This is a genomic window from Methanocorpusculum labreanum Z (assembly GCF_000015765.1).
Taxonomy (GTDB): domain Archaea; phylum Halobacteriota; class Methanomicrobia; order Methanomicrobiales; family Methanocorpusculaceae; genus Methanocorpusculum; species Methanocorpusculum labreanum.
Genome location: NC_008942.1, coordinates 646,166 through 666,244 on the forward strand (window position 1 = coordinate 646,166; position 20,079 = coordinate 666,244).

19 protein-coding genes are annotated in these 20,079 nt (G+C 50.5%); 11 read left to right on the forward strand and 8 right to left on the reverse strand.

Features of this window, described 5'->3' with window-relative positions; translation table 11 throughout:
- The first annotated feature begins 14 nt into the window (after window positions 1-14).
- Window positions 15-308, forward strand: coding sequence for a hypothetical protein (locus MLAB_RS03540; RefSeq protein WP_011833047.1), 294 nt, complete (start codon window positions 15-17; stop codon window positions 306-308).
- Between the two features lie 38 nt (window positions 309-346).
- Here the strand turns inward: MLAB_RS03540 and MLAB_RS03545 are convergent, their stop codons facing one another.
- The 4 genes from MLAB_RS03545 to MLAB_RS03560 all read right to left on the reverse strand — a co-directional run bounded on the left by MLAB_RS03545 (window position 347) and on the right by MLAB_RS03560 (window position 5,593).
- Window positions 347-1,087 carry a protease inhibitor I42 family protein gene (locus MLAB_RS03545; RefSeq protein WP_011833048.1) on the reverse strand — a complete coding sequence of 247 codons (741 nt, stop codon included), beginning with the start codon at window positions 1,085-1,087 and terminating at the stop codon, window positions 347-349.
- A 53-nt stretch (window positions 1,088-1,140) separates the two neighbouring features.
- Window positions 1,141-1,821, reverse strand: coding sequence for a phosphoribosylaminoimidazolesuccinocarboxamide synthase (locus tag MLAB_RS03550; RefSeq protein ID WP_011833049.1), 681 nt, complete (start codon window positions 1,819-1,821; stop codon window positions 1,141-1,143).
- Window positions 1,822-1,894: 73 nt separating this feature from the next.
- Window positions 1,895-2,371: a 23S rRNA (pseudouridine(1915)-N(3))-methyltransferase RlmH gene (gene rlmH, locus MLAB_RS03555; protein ID WP_011833050.1), complete on the reverse strand. Its 477-nt coding sequence runs from the start codon at window positions 2,369-2,371 to the stop codon at window positions 1,895-1,897.
- On the reverse strand, window positions 2,372-5,593 hold the full coding sequence (locus MLAB_RS03560; protein WP_011833051.1) for a tetratricopeptide repeat protein: 3,222 nt from the start codon (window positions 5,591-5,593) through the stop codon (window positions 2,372-2,374).
- A gap of 118 nt (window positions 5,594-5,711) precedes the next feature.
- On the opposite strand from MLAB_RS03560, the gene nifB reads away from it, so the two are divergent.
- The 8 genes from nifB to MLAB_RS03600 all read left to right on the forward strand — a co-directional run bounded on the left by nifB (window position 5,712) and on the right by MLAB_RS03600 (window position 14,516).
- Window positions 5,712-6,644, forward strand: coding sequence for a nitrogenase cofactor biosynthesis protein NifB (gene nifB / locus MLAB_RS03565; protein WP_011833052.1), 933 nt, complete (start codon window positions 5,712-5,714; stop codon window positions 6,642-6,644).
- Between the two features lie 205 nt (window positions 6,645-6,849).
- Complete coding sequence (amrB, locus tag MLAB_RS03570; protein WP_011833053.1) at window positions 6,850-7,689, forward strand: AmmeMemoRadiSam system protein B; 840 nt, start codon at window positions 6,850-6,852, stop codon at window positions 7,687-7,689.
- 1 nt (window position 7,690) lies between these two features.
- Window positions 7,691-8,563: a mevalonate kinase gene (gene mvk / locus MLAB_RS03575; protein WP_011833054.1), complete on the forward strand. Its 873-nt coding sequence runs from the start codon at window positions 7,691-7,693 to the stop codon at window positions 8,561-8,563.
- Window positions 8,556-9,311: an isopentenyl phosphate kinase gene (locus MLAB_RS03580; RefSeq protein WP_011833055.1), complete on the forward strand. Its 756-nt coding sequence runs from the start codon at window positions 8,556-8,558 to the stop codon at window positions 9,309-9,311. Before mvk ends, MLAB_RS03580 begins: the two co-directional genes overlap by 8 nt.
- Entirely contained in the window at window positions 9,308-10,375 is a 1,068-nt protein-coding gene (fni, locus tag MLAB_RS03585; protein WP_011833056.1) for a type 2 isopentenyl-diphosphate Delta-isomerase, read from the forward strand. Before MLAB_RS03580 ends, fni begins: the two co-directional genes overlap by 4 nt.
- A gap of 19 nt (window positions 10,376-10,394) precedes the next feature.
- Complete coding sequence (locus tag MLAB_RS03590) at window positions 10,395-11,738, forward strand: RNase J family beta-CASP ribonuclease (RefSeq protein ID WP_011833057.1); 1,344 nt, start codon at window positions 10,395-10,397, stop codon at window positions 11,736-11,738.
- Window positions 11,739-11,747: 9 nt separating this feature from the next.
- Window positions 11,748-12,716, forward strand: a complete 969-nt coding sequence (locus MLAB_RS03595) for a polyprenyl synthetase family protein (RefSeq protein WP_011833058.1) — start codon at window positions 11,748-11,750, stop codon at window positions 12,714-12,716.
- A 570-nt stretch (window positions 12,717-13,286) separates the two neighbouring features.
- Window positions 13,287-14,516: an ornithine cyclodeaminase gene (locus tag MLAB_RS03600; RefSeq protein WP_011833059.1), complete on the forward strand. Its 1,230-nt coding sequence runs from the start codon at window positions 13,287-13,289 to the stop codon at window positions 14,514-14,516.
- A gap of 20 nt (window positions 14,517-14,536) precedes the next feature.
- Here MLAB_RS03600 and MLAB_RS03605 read toward each other — a convergent pair whose 3' ends face one another.
- Entirely contained in the window at window positions 14,537-14,716 is a 180-nt protein-coding gene (locus MLAB_RS03605; RefSeq protein WP_048062004.1) for a hypothetical protein, read from the reverse strand.
- 119 nt (window positions 14,717-14,835) lie between these two features.
- On the opposite strand from MLAB_RS03605, the gene MLAB_RS03610 reads away from it, so the two are divergent.
- Both MLAB_RS03610 and MLAB_RS03615 read left to right on the forward strand, forming a co-directional pair.
- Window positions 14,836-15,063, forward strand: coding sequence for a hypothetical protein (locus MLAB_RS03610; RefSeq protein ID WP_048062005.1), 228 nt, complete (start codon window positions 14,836-14,838; stop codon window positions 15,061-15,063).
- Window positions 15,064-15,080: 17 nt separating this feature from the next.
- Complete coding sequence (locus tag MLAB_RS03615) at window positions 15,081-15,902, forward strand: amino acid kinase family protein (protein ID WP_011833061.1); 822 nt, start codon at window positions 15,081-15,083, stop codon at window positions 15,900-15,902.
- A 70-nt stretch (window positions 15,903-15,972) separates the two neighbouring features.
- Here the strand turns inward: MLAB_RS03615 and MLAB_RS03620 are convergent, their stop codons facing one another.
- The 3 genes from MLAB_RS03620 to MLAB_RS09385 form a co-directional block, all read right to left on the reverse strand.
- Window positions 15,973-16,341, reverse strand: a complete 369-nt coding sequence (locus MLAB_RS03620) for a hypothetical protein (protein WP_143702766.1) — start codon at window positions 16,339-16,341, stop codon at window positions 15,973-15,975.
- Between the two features lie 54 nt (window positions 16,342-16,395).
- Entirely contained in the window at window positions 16,396-18,093 is a 1,698-nt protein-coding gene (locus tag MLAB_RS03625) for a cache domain-containing protein (protein ID WP_245525979.1), read from the reverse strand.
- Between the two features lie 112 nt (window positions 18,094-18,205).
- Window positions 18,206-19,900: a cache domain-containing protein gene (locus tag MLAB_RS09385; RefSeq protein WP_011833064.1), complete on the reverse strand. Its 1,695-nt coding sequence runs from the start codon at window positions 19,898-19,900 to the stop codon at window positions 18,206-18,208.
- Window positions 19,901-20,079 lie beyond the last annotated feature (179 nt).

Here is a 20,079-nt window from a genome sequence, read left to right on the forward strand (position 1 = left end):
TATAGGTTTAAACCATGAAAATCGAGCATATTGGTGTATCATCCGCAGCATTTGTTGTGGGAGGAGTATTGGCCGTCCTCTGGGCAATCCTTGGAATACTTAAAGGTGTTCTGCTGATGTTCAATCTTCAGCTTGACGTAGGATTCACAGTTGGACTTGGTTTAGGTGTTGTCGACATCCTCGCCTATTTCATCATCTACGCACTCGCAGGCTTCATCATCGGCATGATTGCTGGAGCAATTTCTGCAGTTGCCTACAACAAAACCGTCAAACTCTTTGGCGGACTTGAAATTTCAGTGAAAGAATAAAAAAATATTTTTTCTTTTTATTTTACCTCTTTCCGAATTTACGTAAACGTCAGATCGAAAAAGAACACATTTGCCGGATCCTGCCCTGATCTCTGATATGTTGCTTTGAACTCATACGTTCCTGCTTTTTCTGCCGTTACATACCAAACGTATGTTCCGCCGACACCAACAAGTCCGGTGGTGGTATCAGTGATATAATCATCCTTTACGACCTTTAATCCATCCTGCGTTACGGCTGTCCAGTAATACCCGGTTGTCGGGTTTCCTTCCGTGCAGATTTTGACAACGTCGCCTGCTTTCGGATTGACCGTCCCGTCAAACAGTACGCTCAGCATAACATCGCCGGCATAATCATCGTTCTCTGCCTCTGAAAAGACCAGAATCTGCTTCATGGTATAGATCGGTTCGGTATCCGTTTCCCAGGAACGTGCATATGCTGCTTTGAACGTATAGGTCCCTGCCTTTTCAGCGGTTAATGTGTAATACTGATAGCCTCCTCCGCCTGTCCACCCTTCGGGAACAGGTGTCGACTTATACTCATCGGTGACATTCAGTCCGGAACTTTCCATTACGTTCCAGGTGTAGCCGGTCGTGGGATTTGCCGGGAGAATAAATGTCATCGCAGCATTTGCCGGAATCAGTATGCCTTCCTTTTCGACAATAACCGTCAGGACAGGATCATCCGTGTTCACCGGTACTTCCGGAGATACGCAACCCGCTGCAAATATGCAGATGACAAGTATGCATGCTCCAAGAATCATCAGTCTGATTTTCTTCATACTGAATGATGGACCAGACTAATATAAGTATTTTTTTAGAAAAAAAGGGATGGTTACTCGTCGAGAACCTTGCTTGTCAGATCGAGCGGTAAAAGGTACTCGCCGTTTCTGTATGCACGCATGTTTCCGCCGGAGATCTCATCGATTAAAACAACCTGGTCGCCGATCTTACCGAACTCGAACTTAATGTCGTAGAGTTCAATGTTCTTCTTTGCGAGCTCTTCCTTCATGATGCCGGCGATTTTCTGGGTGAGAACTTTCAGGCTCTCATAATCCTCGGGGGACATGATGCCCAGAATTTCAAGTGCATCTTTGGTTACTGGCGGGTCTTCACGTGCATCATCTTTGAACGTTGTCTCGACAAATGCCGGCAGTACTGCTGCTTCCGTAATGTAGTCGCCATAGCGACGGTAGAAGCTACCGACTGCACGGAATCTGCAGATGACTTCAAGTCCCTTGCCGAATGTCTTGGCGGGCTTTACGGTCATCGTTACATTTTCGATGTCTGCACTGATGAAGTGAGTTGGGACCCCTTTTTCGTTCAGGATCTTCATAAAGTACTCAGTTAATCTAAGACCAGCACGTCCGGCACCTTCAATAGTTGGGCCAACTGTGTTCATCCCTGGATCGAATACCCCATCAGCACCAGTACAGTTATCCTTAAATTTCAGCAGATAGTTCCCATCTTCTAGTGAGAATACATCCTTTGTTTTGCCGGTGTATACCAATTTCATGGTACTTATATGTTGGAACTAACCACGTATAATATTGATGCTACATGACAACAGGTAACATGGCCATACGCTGTTATTTGTGGTAGGGTTCGCCGTTCAGGATCCGAAACGCGCGATACACCTGTTCGAGGAGAATAAGCCTGGTCATGGGGTGAGTAAAGGTCATACGGGATAATGACAGTTTTTTTTCGACCGATTGGAGCAATTTTGGTGACAGGCCAAGAGGTCCGCCGATGATGAAGCAGAGGTTCTTTCCGGATAATTTCGCATCGCGAAATACATCGGAAAACTCTTCGCTCGAGAGAGACATCCCGTTCGGGTCAAGAGCGATTTTAAAGAATCCCTCCTTGACATTTGCCAGGATCAGTTCTCCTTCTCTCTCCTTCACGCGGAGTTCATCCGATGCCGAGGCGTTATCCGGGATTTTCACTTCGGCAAGTTCCGTGATGAAAATCTTCCCGTAAGGCCGCAGACGTTTTTCAAACTCGACAACCCCGGATGAAATATAGGCGTCTTTGATCTTTCCTACGCAGACGATCTGAATCTGCATTCAGTCCTCGGATGGTCCCATCTCTTTATCGATCTCCGAGAGCTGCACGATTCTGTCGTAATACCCGATGGCTTCTTTGAGTCTGCCCACAGACTCGAGAGACCGAGCTTTGAGATGCATGGCGGGCATATGATCAGGATCGTTTTTCAGGATGTGGTCGGCGGCTTTTTCCGCCATATCGAATCTGTTCTGCTGAAGATAGATGAGCCCGCGGCAGAAGTTCAGGTCAGGGTCTTTGCATCCCGCAGTTTCCGCTTTGTCGAATGCGGCGAGCGCTTCGGTCGGGTGGCCGGTGACCATCTGCATGAATCCAAGACCGGAAAGGACATAGGGATTTTTCGGATCGGCCTGGGCCGCGGTCGTCATGTCGCTCGTGATATCCGCCGGTTCGCCGATCTTGATCGAAGCAAGGGCTTTTTCGATATGGAGCAGACTGTTTCGCGGGTATTTTCCGATCAGTTTGTCGAAATGTCTGACTGCTTCCGGATATTTACCCATGCGTGATAGCATCTCGGCATATCCGAAGAGGGCTGCGGTGTTTTCCGGGTCTTTGAGGGTCAGCTCGGCATACTGTTTAAGGGCATCCTCCGTTTTTCCGATGTTGGCAAGTGATGCGGCATAGAGGGATCTTATACTCTGGTCATGCGGGCGAAGAGTCAGCATTTCTGCACAGGCTTCTGCCGCTTCAATGTCTTTCCCAAGGAAGTGCAGAGCCTCGGCTCTCAGACGGCGGGTGACTATGTCGTCTGAATTTGATTCGAGCAGGAGGTCGTATCCGGAGAGTGCCTCGTCATATTCACCCCTCATGATATATATCGAAGCAAGTTTTCTGATGACATCCGCATTTGGAATGCCTGCCTGGAGGTATTTTGCATACACCTCAAGGACCTCGTCATACTTCTGCAGCTGCTCAAGAACATCTGCGAGTTCCAGCAGGGCTTTGGTGTTGGCGGTGTCGATATCCGTCAGATGCCGAAGTACTTTTTCCGCATCTTCCAGTCTGCCAAGGTTCACATAGGCCGATCCTTTGTCAGCTAAAGCTTTGGTGTGATCGGAATCAAGGCTGAGGCACCGATCCATGTAGTCGACACAGAGCTTGAACTCGCCCTTTAACAAGTGGACATGTCCAAGCGAGTAAAGGGAGTGGATATCGTCCGGATCTAATTTAAGTGCTGCAGTATAGCAGTCCTGCGCCTGATCCAGCATATCTGCCGAGGTACAAAGATCTCCTCCAAGAGTAAGAAGAGCTTTGCCCCCCTCTCCTTTGGATAATGCAGCTAAAGCCGCATTTGCCGCCTCTTCATTTCGTCCGAGATCGGCGCAGAGTGTCGTGACATGAACTGCCGCTCCGGCAATGTCGGGGTGGTTGTTCATGATTCCAAGATAGGTTTGTGCAGCAGCCTTATTTTGTCCCGCCTCTGCCTGAACCCTTCCAAGATTGAGAAGGATTCCCGGCCGGTCCGGCAGGATTTCGTCTGCTGAGGAAAACGCTTCCACGGCTTTTTCATAATCGCCGAGCATCTCATATGCGGATCCAAGACCTATGTATGGTGCCGGCGTATTGGACGATAAGGCTACGGCATTTTGGTAATGGGTAACGGCCTCTTCGTAATTTCCGGCGGAAAGGGCCGCATCTCCCGCAAGCAGGGTGATTGTAAGATCGCGGGGCTGATACTCTTTTAACAGATGGCCTGCAAGCTGCTCCGCCTCAGCATATTTCCCGGTCCCGCTGCATGCTTTGAGGAGGCCGATATAGGCAAGCGTGTTTTCCGGCGCCGCTTCAACGAGTTTTTGCCATGATCCGGCGGCTTCCTTATATTTCCCTGCAAGCATCATGGACTCGGCGTGCCGTTCCAAAGCCGCGATGTTATCGGGAGATTTTGCAAGTACGCGTGCTGCCGCGTCTCCAGCATACTGATAACGCCCAAGTCCGGCAAGACACCTACTGTGCAGAAGTTCCATGTCGAGCCTTGAGGGAGCATGGCTTAAAACAACGCCGGCGGCTTTGTCTGCGTCTGCGTATCGGCCGAGTGCCGCAAGGGCATATCCCTGCATAGCCAAAAGCCCTTCATTCACGACGCCGACCTCGACTTTAATCTGTTCTTTCTGGGCCGGAGCGTTATCGAACAGATCAAGGTCGCTGTCCTCGAACCATTTCATTTTCGCAGGCGATGGTCCAGCGGTTCCAATTTTTCCCATCTTCTCAAAACTTTCGACTGCCTCTTTGTATTTTCCGGAGAGATACTCGGCACATCCTTTCATATACCAAACCGCAGAATTCGTCTGGTTCAGATGAATGCATTCGACGAATGCTTCGACGGCACGTTTGAATTCTCCGTTCAAAAACGAGATTGTACCAAGCAGATGCCAGAGTTCAGCGTTTGCGTAGCCTTTTGCCAGGATCTTTTCCAGCTGGACCGCGGCTTCTTTCCCGTTTCCGTCCCAGTAAAATGATAAAGCCCGGCGGATTGTGACGGTAATATCATCGCCGGTCGCATAATGCTGGATCATACCGTATGCTGCGGCGGCGCTTTTAAAGTTTCCAAGACTCTCTTCGAGCCGGGCTCTGCGGTACCAGCCGACAATGTTGTTTTCGGCAAGATGGGCATACCGTTTCAGCGCTCCTTCGACATCTCCCGTCATCTCGCTGCAGAATGCGGCGTTGGAGATCAGGTCCGTCTGCCCCAGAGAGGAGGAGAGATCGTCGTAAACCGATCGTGCTTCGGCAAACATTCCGCTTCGCATCAAAAGATCGGCATAACGGATCCGGTATTGGATATTTCCCGGGAAATGGGAGATGAGCTGCGAGCAGACGGCGGCAGCTTCCCGGTATTTTCCGGAACGCAAAAGCCACTCGCATTTTCTGTCTTTGAGGTATACCTCGCTTTCCGGGAGAACGACATGGCCGAGGGCAGAGAGTGCCTCTTCGTATTTTCCAGAATCTCCCAGAATAACCGCGAGCGAGGTCCAGGCATGGAAATCATCCGGGTTGAGTTCCACAACTTTGGCGTATGATCTGGAGGCTGCATCGTATTTTTGAGTAAATTTCTGGCAGGCGGCAAGTTTTGTCCAGAGCTTTGCCGAACCCGGCTCTAGTTCCAGAGCTTTTGTGAAATGCTGGGCTGCGTCGTCGTACATTCCTTTTTCGTATGCCTGTTCCCCGCGTGCTATCCACGGATTCTGTTTGTCGTTTTTGCCGAAAAGACCGCCAATATCTACCATTCCTTCCTCCTTGCTACTCTGTTTAAACTATTTCCGCCCAGTGAATATAAAGCCTATCTGTGAATCATCAGTGCCAGAAACGTTTGGACTTTATAGAACGAAACACAATAGATTTACTATGGATTCCCGTGAAACCGACAAAGATCTGCGTGATGCCCAGAATCTGCCGTATGATCCTGATACGCTTCGAAGAATCAACGAGCACCCCTGTTACAGTCAGGATGCACGACACGTGTTCGGCCGGTGCCATGTTGCCGTCGCTCCGAAATGTAATATTCAGTGTAATTACTGTGTCAGGGATTATGACTGCGTCAACGAATCCCGTCCGGGGGTAACGAGCGAGATCCTTGCTCCCGGTGATGCTTTGGAGCGGATCGATGAAGTCGTTTCACGGATGAAACACATTAAAGTCGTGGGAATCGCAGGGCCCGGAGACCCGCTTGCAAACGAGGAAACGTTCGAGACGCTCCGTCTCGTCCATGAAAAGTATCCTGATGTGATTCTTTGTATCAGTACGAACGGTCTTCTTCTTCCGGAAAAGATCGATATTCTGGAAAAATACGGTGTCAGAAACATCACGGTCACCCTGAATGCGATCGATCCTGCCATCGGTGAAAAGATCTACACGTTCGTCGAGTATGGAGGAAAAAAGTATCATGGACGCGAAGCTGCCGAACTTCTGCTGAAAAACCAGATGAAAGGTATCGAAGAAGCCGTGAAGCGAAAGATGCTCGTCAAGATCAACACTGTGTACATCCCGGGTGTAAACGATCAGCATATCCCGGAGATCGCAAAGAAGGTTGGAGCCATGGGAGTTTTCAACTTCAATATCATACCGCTTATCCCGCAGTATAAATTCAAGGATGTCGTGCCGCCGACGCCTGCTGATAAGGCAAAAATGCACGAACTTTGCGCACCCTATGTCCGTCAGATGCGTCATTGTCAGAGATGCCGGGCTGACGCCGTCGGCATTCTTGGAAAAGATGTCCAGAACGAATTCGGATGCTGCGGCAAAGGCGACGGGTCAGGAAAAGGCTGCAGCGGCGAGTAATTCCTTTCCGAAAACCGGCTTCCCTCCTTCTCTTTTTTTTCGGCGTATCTGCTTTTTTCCGGCTTTCATTCTCTCACTACCCCAACAATTAAAGCCTTTCCCTACCAACAATAATATACCTTACATACACCCGCCCCACGCTTCACACATTCGGCGGACAAAAACGGTTAGATGGGGAATCTGGAAATCTTCCCATTATATAACAATGATATCAAAAATACCGGCAGAGCCCAAGGCTACGGAAAAGTCTGCGAGGCTCTCAACACTCTCGGGTAGATTCTATCCAAAAAATGAGCAGGAGCTGGATGCACTGTTGTCCGCTCTTTTTGCAGCTACGGAAACGTCTGTTTCGGATCCGTACGGGATACTCGTTCCTCATGCAGGCTATGTGTATTCGGGGAAAACGGCCGCATACGGGTATGCCGCGATATCTCCGGCATTTAACGGGACCTTTGTTCTGCTCGGTCCAAGTCATGCAGGGCTCGAAACATCCACCGCGGATATGATCTGGGAAACGCCGCTTGGGAACGTGTTCCCGGACTCGGCATTTATCGAGGCCCTTTCGGCGCAGATTCCTGTTCGGAACGATTTGATCTCGGCAGAGGAAAACTCCCTCGAAGTTCAGCTGCCCTTCATCCGGTATCGGTTCCCAAAAGCCAGGATCGTTCCGATCCTGATGGGAGACCAGTCGCCAAACGGTGCAGTCAGGGTTGCACAGGCGGTTTTGTCTGCTGCAGAAACCACCGGGATCCGTCCGATTATCATCGCATCTGGCGACGGTTCGCATTATGTGCCGGCGAAGATTGCCGCAGAAAAAGATCTGGCCGTCCTTGCAGCCGTAAGGCATCTGGATGTTTCCGTCTTCTACGATACACTGTTCAGGCTTCGCCCCTCTATGTGCGGCTACGGATGTATTGCCGCCATGGCGCTGATCTGTTCCTCGTTTGGTGCAAAAGAGGCCCGTGTTCTTTTATATCAGACATCTGGGGATGTCACCGGCGATCTGACCGAAGTAGTAGGATATGCTGCCATGGAGGTTGTCTGACATGGCAACATGGAGTGCTCCGGGAAAAGTCATCCTTTTTGGGGAACATTCAGTTGTTTACGGAAAACCTGCCATCGCGATGGCGATAAAACCCCGGGTTCAGGTGACGGTTCGGCATTCCCGTTATTATCAGAAACCAAACTCCCCTTACATCTCGGAATGTTTCCGGCTCACCGATGTGAAAGGCAGTGTGTATGTCAGATCCCAGCTGCCGAGCGCCTCGGGCCTCGGGTCTTCGGCGGCCGTGACGGTAGCAACGCTTTTTGCGATCAACGATGAGTTTGAACTGGGATACACCCGCGAAGAAGTCGGGGATCTGGCCTTCGAGGTGGAAAAAGCAACGCAGGGCGGGCGTGCCAGTGCGACCGACACGTATGTTTCGACATTCGGCGGCCTGGTCTTTATCCGGGGCAGTGAAAAACGCCGTCTTCTTCCCCCGCAGAATCTCTCAATCGTGATCGGTAACTCGCTTATCTCGCACAACACCGCTGAGATGGTGGAGAAAGTCGCCGAACTCAGACGAACCTCGCCCGTGATTGCAAACGGGATCATGGATGCGATCGGCGGCGTGACCATGGAAGCCATGCACAATCTTGAAAATCCTAAAGAGCTGGGTGTTTTGATGAACCGGAACCATGCTCTCCTCGACGCGCTCGGCGTTGGTCACCCGGTCTTGTCCCAGCTGGTTCTTGCGGCCAGGAATGCCGGTGCATACGGAGCAAAACTTTCCGGCGCCGGCGGCGGGGGATGCATTTGGGCTCTCTGCTCAAAGGGTTCCCGCAACCGGGTGGCCGGGGCGATCGAAGACTGCGATGCCCGTCCGATAACCACGTCCATAGATACGGAAGGGGCGCGGAGGGAAAAAGATGAGTGAACTGGTAATTATCAAACTCGGCGGCAGTATTGTAACGAAAAAATCCGAAGACGGCGTCGTCGATTCGGCAAAGATCACCCTTCTGGCAGAGCAGATCGCCCCGTTTGCCGGGAAATTCCCCCTCATCATCGTGCACGGGGCAGGCTCCTGCGGTCACCCCGAGGCAAAGGCCTATGATATCCCGGGCGGCGTCACGAAAGAAAACGCCGCAGGAATTTATGTAACCCACACGGCAGTTTCCACGCTCAACCGCTCAGTGGTCGCCTCGCTTCGCAAAGCCGGCATGGAAGCTGTATCTCTCCATCCGTTCGGGTGCTGTCTTGCGGAAAACGGTCGGCTCGTCTCGGCAGGCGTTTCGCAGATCAAAGAGATGCTTGCTCTTGGGATAATCCCGGTTCTGCACGGTGACGTGGTCATGGACACAAAACGCGGCGCATGTATCATTTCCGGCGATCAGATCGTCCCCTACCTTGCAGTCAAACTCGGCGCAGAACGCGTAGGGATCGCGACCGATGTCGGCGGCGTTCTTGAAAACGGCGAGATCGTTTCCGAGATCAACCGGAAAAACGTCGGAGAAATCGATCTCGGCGGGTCGTCGAGCACCGATATAACCGGCGGGATGCGCGGAAAGATCAATGAACTTCTCCTTCTCGCCGACGAGGGGGTCGACTCACACATCTTTGCCGCGAACCGTGTGGGAGACTTCCTCGCAGGACACAATTACGGCGGAACTCTGGTGAAAAAATGACCCCGAATACACCTACCTCATCACGAAAACTGGATCATCTGCGCCTCTGCAGCGAAACCGACGTAACCGCCGGAAGTGCGGGATTTGAAGACATCATTCTCGTCCATAACGCCCTGCCCGAATGCGATCTTGACAGGATCGATCTCTCCGTCGATTTCCTTGGAAGAAATCTATCCTCGCCGTTGTTTATCTCCGCCATGACCGGCGGCCATCCGGACACCGCCGAAGTGAATCGCGTGCTTGGAAGTGCCGCGGAGAAATACGGTCTTGCGATGGGGGTCGGGTCTCAGCGTGCTGCTCTCGAAAATCCCGAGCTTGCAGACAGTTTCAGTGTCGTCAGAGACGCCGCACCTCATGCCTTCCTCTGCGGAAACATCGGGGCGGTCCAGCTGGCCAGCCACGGGATGGAGTGGGTGGATGCCGCGGTCGATATGATCGACGCCGATGCACTTTGTATCCACTTAAACTTCCTTCAGGAAGCCGTCCAGCCCGAAGGCGACCATGATGCGACCTCGTGTCTCGATGCCATATCAACGGCCTGCAAAGAAGCAAACGTTCCTATAATCGTAAAAGAGACCGGATGCGGTATTTCCTCTGAAGTTGCCGCCCGGCTTTTCGATGCCGGTGTTTCAGCAATCGATACCGGCGGATACGGCGGGACCTCCTGGGCAAAGATCGAGGGGGCCCGTGCACAGAAAAGGGATGCTGCCGGTGATAAAGCTCTGGCCGGACTTGGAAATTCTCTGCATACATGGGGAATTCCTACCACAGTCAGCGTTTTTGAGGTAGCGAAGGTGAGTAAAGGACCGGTTATTGCAACAGGCGGGTTGAAGACCGGTCTTGATATTGCAAAAGGGATCGTTCTTGGTGCCACGCTTGGAGGGATGGCTTTATCCCTCCTTAGCCCGGCACTTTCCGGCGAGGAAACCCTTGGATCTGCAATAGACAAAATTCACACGGAACTCAGGGCTTCGATGTTTCTCTGCGGGGCACAAGATATTGCCTCCCTTGCAAAGGTCAGGTATTACCTCCTTGGAAACGTCAGGCAGATGATTCGGACATAAAAAAATCAGGAAACAAAATATGGTTGACATAGAAGTAATAGCCGTAGGCGGGTACAACGAGGTCGGAAGAAACATGACCGCGGTCCGCGTCGGCAAAGAAATCGTCATTTTCGACATTGGCTTATATCTGGACCCGATCACGGGTAACAACAACGTGGATATGGAGAATATGCACTCGCTGGATCTTATCCAGATGGGTGCCATTCCCGATGACACTGTAATGAACTCGGTCGAAGGGACCGTCAAAGCGATCGTCTGTACGCACGGTCACCTGGACCACATCGGTGCTATCCAGAAACTTGCCCACCGGTATAACTGCCCGATCATCTCGACTCCATATACGAATGAGCTGATCAAACAGCAGATCGAAGGCGAACGCAAATTCTCGGTGATGAACAAGACCTTTGCACTGAAGGCCGGAGGGAAATACACCATCTCCCAGAACCTCACCTTAGAGTTCGTCCGCGTTCAGCACAGTATCATTGATTCGGTCATGGCCGTTCTCCACACCCCGGTCGGCTGCGTCGTATATGCAAACGATTTCAAGTTCGATATGACGCCGGTGATCGGTGAAGCTCCGGATCTCGCCCGCATGCGTGAGATCGGGAAAGAGGGCGTCAAGGTTTTGATCGTTGAATCGCTGAACCTTGATGACCGCGGCTACTCTCCAAGCGAACAGGTTGCCCGTCTGCGGGTCCGCGATGCGATCATGAGGTGCGAGGACGACAAGAACGCTATCATCGTCTCGACGTTTGCTTCGCAGATCGCGAGGATCAAGACGATCACCGAATGCGCCCGCGAGATCGACCGGATCCCGGTGCTTCTCGGCCGCAGTATGGAAAGGTACAACACCACTGCAGAGATTTTAAAGCAGGTCGCTTTCCCGCAGGGGACCAGCATTTATGGAAACAGAAAAACCACCGACCGGATGCTCCGCCGCGTTCTGAAAGAAGGCAAGGACAAGTTCCTCCTCGTTGCGACCGGTCACCAGGGTGAGCCGGGATCAATGCTTTCGAGAATCGCACTCGGCGAGACGCCTCTTAAGATCGAGAGGGGAGATAAGGTTATGTTTTCTGCAAACATCATCCCCAATCCGACCAACTATGCCCAGCGTGCCGAGGTCGACCGGCTTCTGATGCGGCAGGGTGCCCGTATCTTCGACGGACTTCACGTGACCGGTCACGCCTATTATCAGGAACATTACGATCTGCTTTCCATGCTGAATCCTGAACACATCATTCCGTCCCACGGTCCTTTCGCTATGAAAGGCGGATACGTGGCGCTTGGTTCCGAATTTGGATACACCCTGAATAAGGAGGTCCATATTATGCAGAACGGCGACCGTCTGGTCCTTCCGAAATGAGATGATCTTATGAAACTTGATGAATATCTGAAATCTGTAGCCGCCAAAGTCGATATGGAGGCGGATGAGTATAGTAAAGCCGTCGATTCGACCCTGCAGAAAGCTGCGTCCCATCTCCTCGTAAGCGGAGGGAAACGTCTGCGGCCGGCTCTCGTGCTTCTCTCGGCTGAATCTATCCGGAAAGGAGCATCGGAAGATATCTTCCAGGCAGCTCTCGCTCTTGAATGGACCCACACTTTCACGCTGGTTCATGATGATATCATGGACGGCGATTCTCTCCGCCGCGGGAGACCCACGGTCCATGTCGTCTGGAACGAGGCCACCGCGATTCTCGCGGGCGATGTGTTGTATGCGAACGCGTTTGAATATCTCTGCCGCGTGAAAAATGCCACGGCCGAGTCCAAAGTCATCGCAGTTCAGATGCTTGCTCACTCCTGCCATGAACTCTGCGAAGGCCAGCAGGAGGATGTCTCCTTCGAGACGAGATCCGATGTGACCCTGGAAGAGTATCTCTCGATGGTTCGGAAAAAGACCGGTGTCCTTTATGCGGCAGCTGCCGGAATCGGAGCCGCCCTTGCCGGCGGGGATGTCAAACAGATTTCCGCTCTGTACACGCTTGGCCTGAACACCGGTATCGCTTTCCAGATTCAGGATGATATCATCGATCTTCTCGCACCGTCGGAAGTCTCCGGTAAAGATCAGGCATCGGACCTCCGGGAAAACAAACAAAGCATTCTTGCAATCCTTGCACGCGACGGAGGCATTGACCTTTCCGCATATCACAAGCCGGAACTTTCCAAAGAGGAGATCAGTGAAGCAATCAGCCTTCTTGAGACCTCGGGAGTTCTGGACAAAGCCCGGGGCATGGCTGAAAAACTCATCAATGATTCCAAAGCAGGGCTTTCCGTTCTTCCTGACTCGGAAGCAAAGACTCTCATTCTTGAGATGGCCGACTTCTTCGTTGCAAGAAAATACTAATATTATTCCCCTTTTTGCGGTCCTGCATTTTCTCATATGTTGAGCTTGTTTTGGGTGGCGGGTTGGACGCTGAAAGCGTCCGACCTCAGCGGAGCAAATCTTTGATTTGCGCCTGAAGGCTTCGGTTTCGTGTACGGGATTCTTTCGGATGGTACAATTCATCACACGAAATGCACGAAAAACACACGAAAACACGAAAAATAGATAGATCGGTTGTTAGGCGATTGTACATCATATCCTCCCCCGTCCCCCTTTTTGTGCATTTCGTTGATTTTTGTGGATTTGGTGTGGGGGACGGGGGTACTACCTGGAGCCCATCCAACTGTTTTTTTTCTTTTCGTGTTTTCGTGTGTTTTTCGTGCATTTCGTGTGATGGCTGGTATCACTCAAAAAATCCCATACACCAAATCGAAAAATATCGGCTAAGGTCGCCCCTACGGGTCGTCTGCTTCGCTTCGCTCGCATCCAACCCGCAGTCGCAAATCAAAGATTTGCTCCGCTGAGGTCGGCCGCTTTCAGCGTCCGCCCCGCCCCCTAAATTCATGTCATATCACGTCCAAATACTATCCCATGAAGTTTTCGCGGGAAATTGAACTTCGGGGCCACATTGTAGATTCCGGTATCCTTGCCAAGGTCATGGACACCGTGGTTGAATACAATGGTGATTTTGAAACGGAAGAGTTCACTTTAGGCCGGCAGAAGACGGATCCGAGTTATGCCAGAATGCAGATCTCAGCAGAGACGCCTGAGCAGCTTAGTGCCCTGATCAGCGAACTTCGCCGGTTAGGTGTGCTTGTATCCGGGGAGGCCGAAGTCGAGCTCGTCTCCGTTGTAAAAGCAAAAGTAGCGCCGGAGGGATTCTACTCAACAACCAATCACCCGACGTATGTCCATTATCTGGATACCTGGATCCCGGTCGACACCATGAAAATGGATGCGCTGATCTCGGTCGACACGAAAAATATGACCGCAAAATGCGTTGTCCAGGGCAAACTTCAGCCGGGAGACACCGTTGTCGTCGGCGAAGAAGGCGTCAAGGTCGACTTCCCCGAACGTCCGCGTGAGATCGGCGTTTTCGAGTTCATGGGCGGCAATGTCTCTTCCGAGCGGCCAAGCCGGACCATCATCAGCCGGATCGCCAAAGAACTCCTCGCGGTCAAAGCCTCGGGAAAAAAGGTCGCGCTTGTCGGCGGACCCGCGATCGTGCATACAGGGGCATCCGACTCGGTGGCCGCCATGATCCGCGAAGGTTATCTGGACGTCATCTTCGCTGGAAACGCTCTTGCGACACACGATCTTGAGAGCAGCATCTTTGGCACATCGCTTGGCATGAACCTTGCGACCGGTGAACTGGTGAGCGGAGGACACCGGCATCACCTCTATACCATTAATAAGATCATGAATGCAGGATCGATTCGCGCCGCTGTTGAATCCGGCCTGGTTACCCGGGGGATCATGTATGAATGCATCAAAAATAATGTCCCCTATGTGCTTGCCGGTTCGATCCGTGACGACGGCCCTTTGCCCGATGTTATCCAGAATGTTATGGAATCCCAGGACGCCATGCGCCGGCATATTCCTGAACTTGGCATGGTCTTGATGGTGGCAACCCTCCTGCACTCCGTGGCTGTTGGAAATCTCCTTCCCTCACACGTCAAAACCATCTGTGTGGACATCAACCCGGCATCCGTCACAAAACTCATGGATCGCGGAACCTCCCAGGCGATCGGGTTGATAAGCGATGCAGGAACATTTATGCCGCTTCTTTTGGAAGAGTTGAGAAATCAGTCGAAGCACTGATCTCTCCAAAAATTACTTACTTAAAAAAAATCGGTGCTGCAGCCGGTAATGGCGACGTGGTGCGCGTCACAGTATTCCTGAAAAGGTTCACGGTTGAACTCGAAAATTTTACAGATGGCAATGGCCTTGTCACAACTGAGCGAATCCTGAACACCTAATGCTTTAAGTGCTTTTTGATACATGATTGGATTTTCTTCCATAGAACTCTAATTGTCATTATTGAATGATAAATCTATGTGTGATATTTTTTTCTCTGAATACATATGTTTATTACTTATACCAGCTGATATATCATCGAACACGGAAGGTGAAATCAGAAATGACCACGAAAATTTATGTAAGGGAACGCAACAAGGTCGGAACTGGAGTACAGGAACCGAGATATCGGATTGCCGCCGTCACCGGAGACCGCAGCGATATTCGTTTTTCTGCCAGTCATTTCAGAAAAACCGAACTTGAGGCTATTCTGCAGGGTACCGATTGCGAACTCATCTATCTTGCCCCGATGGACGAGGCAGAACACGGTAAAAAGAAATACTCTGACTGACTTTATGTATAGTACGTATGAAAATAACGCCCTATACACGTAAAAGTCTGGAATCTAATCTTAAGGATGAAACCCTCTCCCGCTTCGGTCTTCTTGCCGGGCAGGAGGGGATCACCCCTCTTCGTATTGCTCCGGAAGTTAACGTCGTCAAGATCGGCGGACACGGAGTTATTGATTATGGATCGATCGCGGTCCACCCTCTTATTACTGAAATAAAGGCACTGTGTGCCGATTTTCCTATGCTCATTATGACCGGCGGCGGGGCACGCGTTCGTCATATAATGGACATCGGTCTGGATCTTGGAATGCCGACTGGTGTTCTTGCCTCCCTTGCAGGGAAGATCAGCGAACAGAACGCTCTTATGCTCTCTATTCTGCTTGCAGATGTTGGAGGGCAGGCCATTTCCACTGCCGATATTCTGGAGGTCCCAAACCTCCTCAGACAGGGTGTTTTGCCGGTGACTCAGGGGACTCCGCCGTTTGGCCTTTTTGAGGTCCCCCCCGAAAAGGGTATGCTGCCTCAGTATCGGACCGACTGCGGCGCGCTTATCGCGGCAGAAGTTCTTGGAGCGAAATCCTGCATCTTAGTGAAGAATACCGCCGGCCTCTTTGATAAAAATCCATTTTTATGTGAGGATGCCGAGTTGATCCCTTCAATTACTACGACCGAACTAATGGATATGGGTATGGATGACATGGTCATGGAACATAAGGCCGTGGAGATTCTGTCTCATTGTAAAAATCTGCATGAGGTCAAAATCGTCAATGGACACAACCCGGGTGAACTGACTGCGGTTTTACGTGAAGGAAAAGCCGGAACGATAATCCGCCGCGGCTGATTCTTTCTCCCTCCCTTTTCAAGTAGGCAGCTTTGGATTGAGTACTTTCGTACAAGAATAGATTGTTTTTTTAGGTAAATCTCAGTTCGATTACCTTCAGGAGTTTTACCGATCCATCTGTGAAGATTCCCCGGACGCCGACATTTCTCGTTCCCGTTACCTGGGAAGCAATACCGACATAGACGATCTGGGTTGCGCCGCTTGGAACATTCTGCACGACGGGCGCATATCCTTCGATCTCCAGAGAGAGCTGGACAAGTTCGCCGACCTTTTCTCCTTCATATATCGTGACAATGATGTCGTTTCCGGATATTGCAGGATGTACAAGAACTTCTGGATCCTTGAGGGACTGGTCGAGAATATAGGAGGCTCCAAAAAGTAATCCGCCAAGAGAAGCAACCAGGATCACGATGATGGTTATCACGAGAGATATCGCCATAACTATCCTTCTCTGTTTTGGGCTTGTTTTCTTGTAGCGGATAACCATTTACGTTCACTCGAGAATTATGAGACTACCTAGATACACCGAGGCATTAGCCGGTTCAACATAGATCAGCACGTACTGTTCTTCGTTTGAGGGCGGGATACCCCAGAGACAATACATCCATCCCCCGCCTGCCTGGGCAAGGGAAATGACCTCGCGGGCTATCGACATTCCAAGCGAATTTATCATGCCCAGCTGGTTAGTTCCCGCCATCTCCGGGTTCATCGCATCCGCAAGGTCAATTCCGTTTTCCGTGACGGCAAACGGATATAATCCTTCGATCTGCAGTTCACTGTTTGGATCCTTGATCATCTCAATCACCGATTCGATTCCTTCCGTCTTCGCAAGATACTGCATGTTTCTCACCTGATACGTCAAATCCTCGTGTTCGGTCCAGGAGATGTACTGGTCCTGGGACAAGGGGTTTTCCTGTATATATATGCCAGATCCGATCAACCACGTATCATCCACCGGCATAACATAGGAAAGTTTGAACTCCTGCGCAAAGTCATGATCCGGGTTTGGATACAGATAACAGACATACCCTCCTCCCTGTTTTGCTCTGGCGATCACTCTATGCAGAACCTTGACTCCATTTGGGTCCTCCATGAAAAATCGGTCTTCGCCGATAAGGCCTGGCTGATAGGGTAGAGCCAACACTTCTCCATCCATGCTGTATGCAAAGATATACTGCTCCCCATTGACGAACTCACCTTCTTGATCATTGAACGCATTCAAGGCCTCTTCTTTGGTATGGGTCTGAGCATAGACATACGCCTTCTCGACAAAACTTTTCAGATCTTCTATCGTCAGGTTTGTTTTTGTCTCGTTTGTGGTCTTCACTTCGGCATTGTCGGTAACGACCATCCTCCACTCCATGCCGTATCCTGGATACACCGTGTCCCAGACCGCGTTGATCTGGATCATGTCGACCCACGTGGAGTCATAGAACAGATACGAGACATTTCCAGACGAAGAATCAATAATTATCTTCGCTGCATTCTGTAAGGTGTCGCTCTGATACAAGGAATCAGTAAATATGTTTTTACCGATCTCCTGCGAGTCCTTATCATAAATCACTATGCCGTCATTTTGAGCGACCCACAATGTGTATCCATATATGTGTCTGACGTATTCATTGAGTCCGGCAAAAAGCGCCCATGTATTGATCCCGACCCGTAGAGTACCGTTAAACGTACCCTCTGCATCATACAACGGCGCAGTGATCACGATCCCGCTTTCATTATTGAGCAAACGCGAGTATCCTGATATTATGCACTGTGATCCTGCGGCCTGGTAATCCTCTTTGGTATAATGGGTTGTTGCCTTGCTGACACCGATCTCCATGGTTTGACTGAGATCTTCAGTTGACGCAATGAGCGTGTTATTTGTATCAAACAGTCCTGCTTCGAACGAAAACGGGATGTCCCGTCTCAATTTCAGAAGTGCAAGCTCGACTTTCGGATCATCGATTGGTACGCCGTCAAGGTCTCTCGCGGTTTTCCACACTAAACAGCACGCTTGCTCCATCTCTTTGGTGATCAAATGCGTGAGCGGATAAAGGGCCGCATCCATCTCACTGATGTGTTCAGCGGAAACCGGCTGCAGTTCGGTTGTATTTTGTGCAGATATAACACACCCGGAGGTACAAATGCAAAATAGGAGTAATGCAATTATACTGACACCCGAAATTACATGCCGTGTCATTTTTTCACCAGGGTTTTGATGATGACCCCTCTCTTTGAAGAGTTTCCGTCTTTTTCCGTATGGAGCATCAGTCCTCGTTTTTCTAAAAGATTTGATCATTTTCCGCCTCCACTCACTCCAGGATCATATAACTGGCAAAGTAGGTGTCGTTCCCTGCCGGCTCCACATAATCCAGAACAAACACCTCTTTTTGTTTTTCCGCGTCCCAGGCAAGCGTATACATCAGACCGCCTCCTTCCTGACCCAGGGATATTCCTTCCCTGACAAACGACATTCCGTAACTGTTGAGACTGCCGAGCTGATTGGTCCCGACAATCGCCGGGTCATTGGAAAAGGCAAGAATAGTACCGTTTCCAGAGATCGCAAACGGATACAGACCATCCCGCTGGAATGAACTGTTTGGATCCATCATCATGTCGGTAACGGCAGGAATACCCTCGACGGCTGCAAGATACTTCATGGTTCGAACCTGCTTGATAAGTTCGTTTCGCATCTTCCAGTCGACATTGGTCGTATGGGAAAACGGAGCATTATGTTCATACAGACCAGCACCAAGGTACCATTCGTTGTCTACCGGGATCACATAGGAGAGCTTTAATTCGGTAGAGTAACCGACACTTGGATTTGGATACAGGTACAGAACATACCCTCCGCCCTGCTCTGCCCGTGCGATCACTCTCTGTACATATTTTACGCCGGCAGGATCCTCTGCAAACCAGGAATTTTCTCCGATAAGTGCCGGCTGATAGGGAAGCGACAACACGGTCCCGTCCATACCTCCTGCAAAGATATACAGCTCTCCGTCAATAAAATCCCCCTTTGGATCATTGAATGCGGCGAGGGCTTTTGTTTTACCTTCGGTCAGGGCATAGATATAGGCCTTCATAACGAACACCTTCAGTTCGTCTGGAGTAACTATCGGCTCCATAAGTTCGTGGAGTGGCGGGACTGTGTCGACAAGTACAATTTTCCATGTCTGTCCGTATCCTGGTTCAAGTGTGCTCCATACGGCATTTGTCTGGGAAATATTGTTCCATGCTGCTGAATAGAAAATGTAGGAGGTGTGTCCTGATTCGTTTGTGAGAATATCTTTAGTTGCTGCAGTGAATGATGGTGTGTACGCCGATGAAGGGTTCGTGAGGTCGGATCCGATTTTGGTCATTTCTTCGTCATATATTATTTGTCCGTTTTCCTGAGCGGCCCAGACGGTATATCCGTATTTTGTCCTCAGTTCGTCCGCCGGTCCGGAGAAAAGAGACTCTATGTTGAGAGATACCTGTATGGTCCCGTCATAATTGCCTTCTGCGTCGTAGACTGGTGCAATAACCTTTATTCCTCTGTCTCCATTTTGGAATGTGACAAAGTTGGATACTACACAGGCAGATCCGACAGCTTTTAGCTCTTCTTCGGTGTATGGCGTAGTTATGATCTCTGTTCCAACGAGTTGCTGACTATTCTGTTCTCCCGTAATGGCTGTAAGAATGTTGTCCTTGTCCACGCGGCCGACTTCGTAAGAGAGGGGGATCTCACTTTTGAGTTTCAGTAAAGCGAGATCTACCTCCGGGCCATCTTTGGGCATGCCGTCTAGTTCTCTTGCTGCATTCCACACCGCTGCAGTCGTCTCCTTCATCTGCTCATCGATGTTTAGGATATAGGTGTCCAGAGCTGCGTCCATCTCGGCATAGTACTCATCCGATACCGGCTGAAGCGTCGGTGTTTCCTGAACTGGCGTAATACAGCCGGATGCAGATATAAAAAAAAGAACTATCAGTATGGATAGGATCTTCGAAGACGCGTTTCGTATCATGATCGGATTCCTTAGTGAACAATAGGAAAGGGAAAGTTCTTATATCTTTTTATCGTGGGAATTACTTTCAGTTTTTTCTCATTCGAGAATCATAAAACATGCAAAGCAGGCATCATTGCCCGCCGGTGACCATCATGAGATGGAAAAAATCCATCGACCTACCACTCCAAGAATCATTT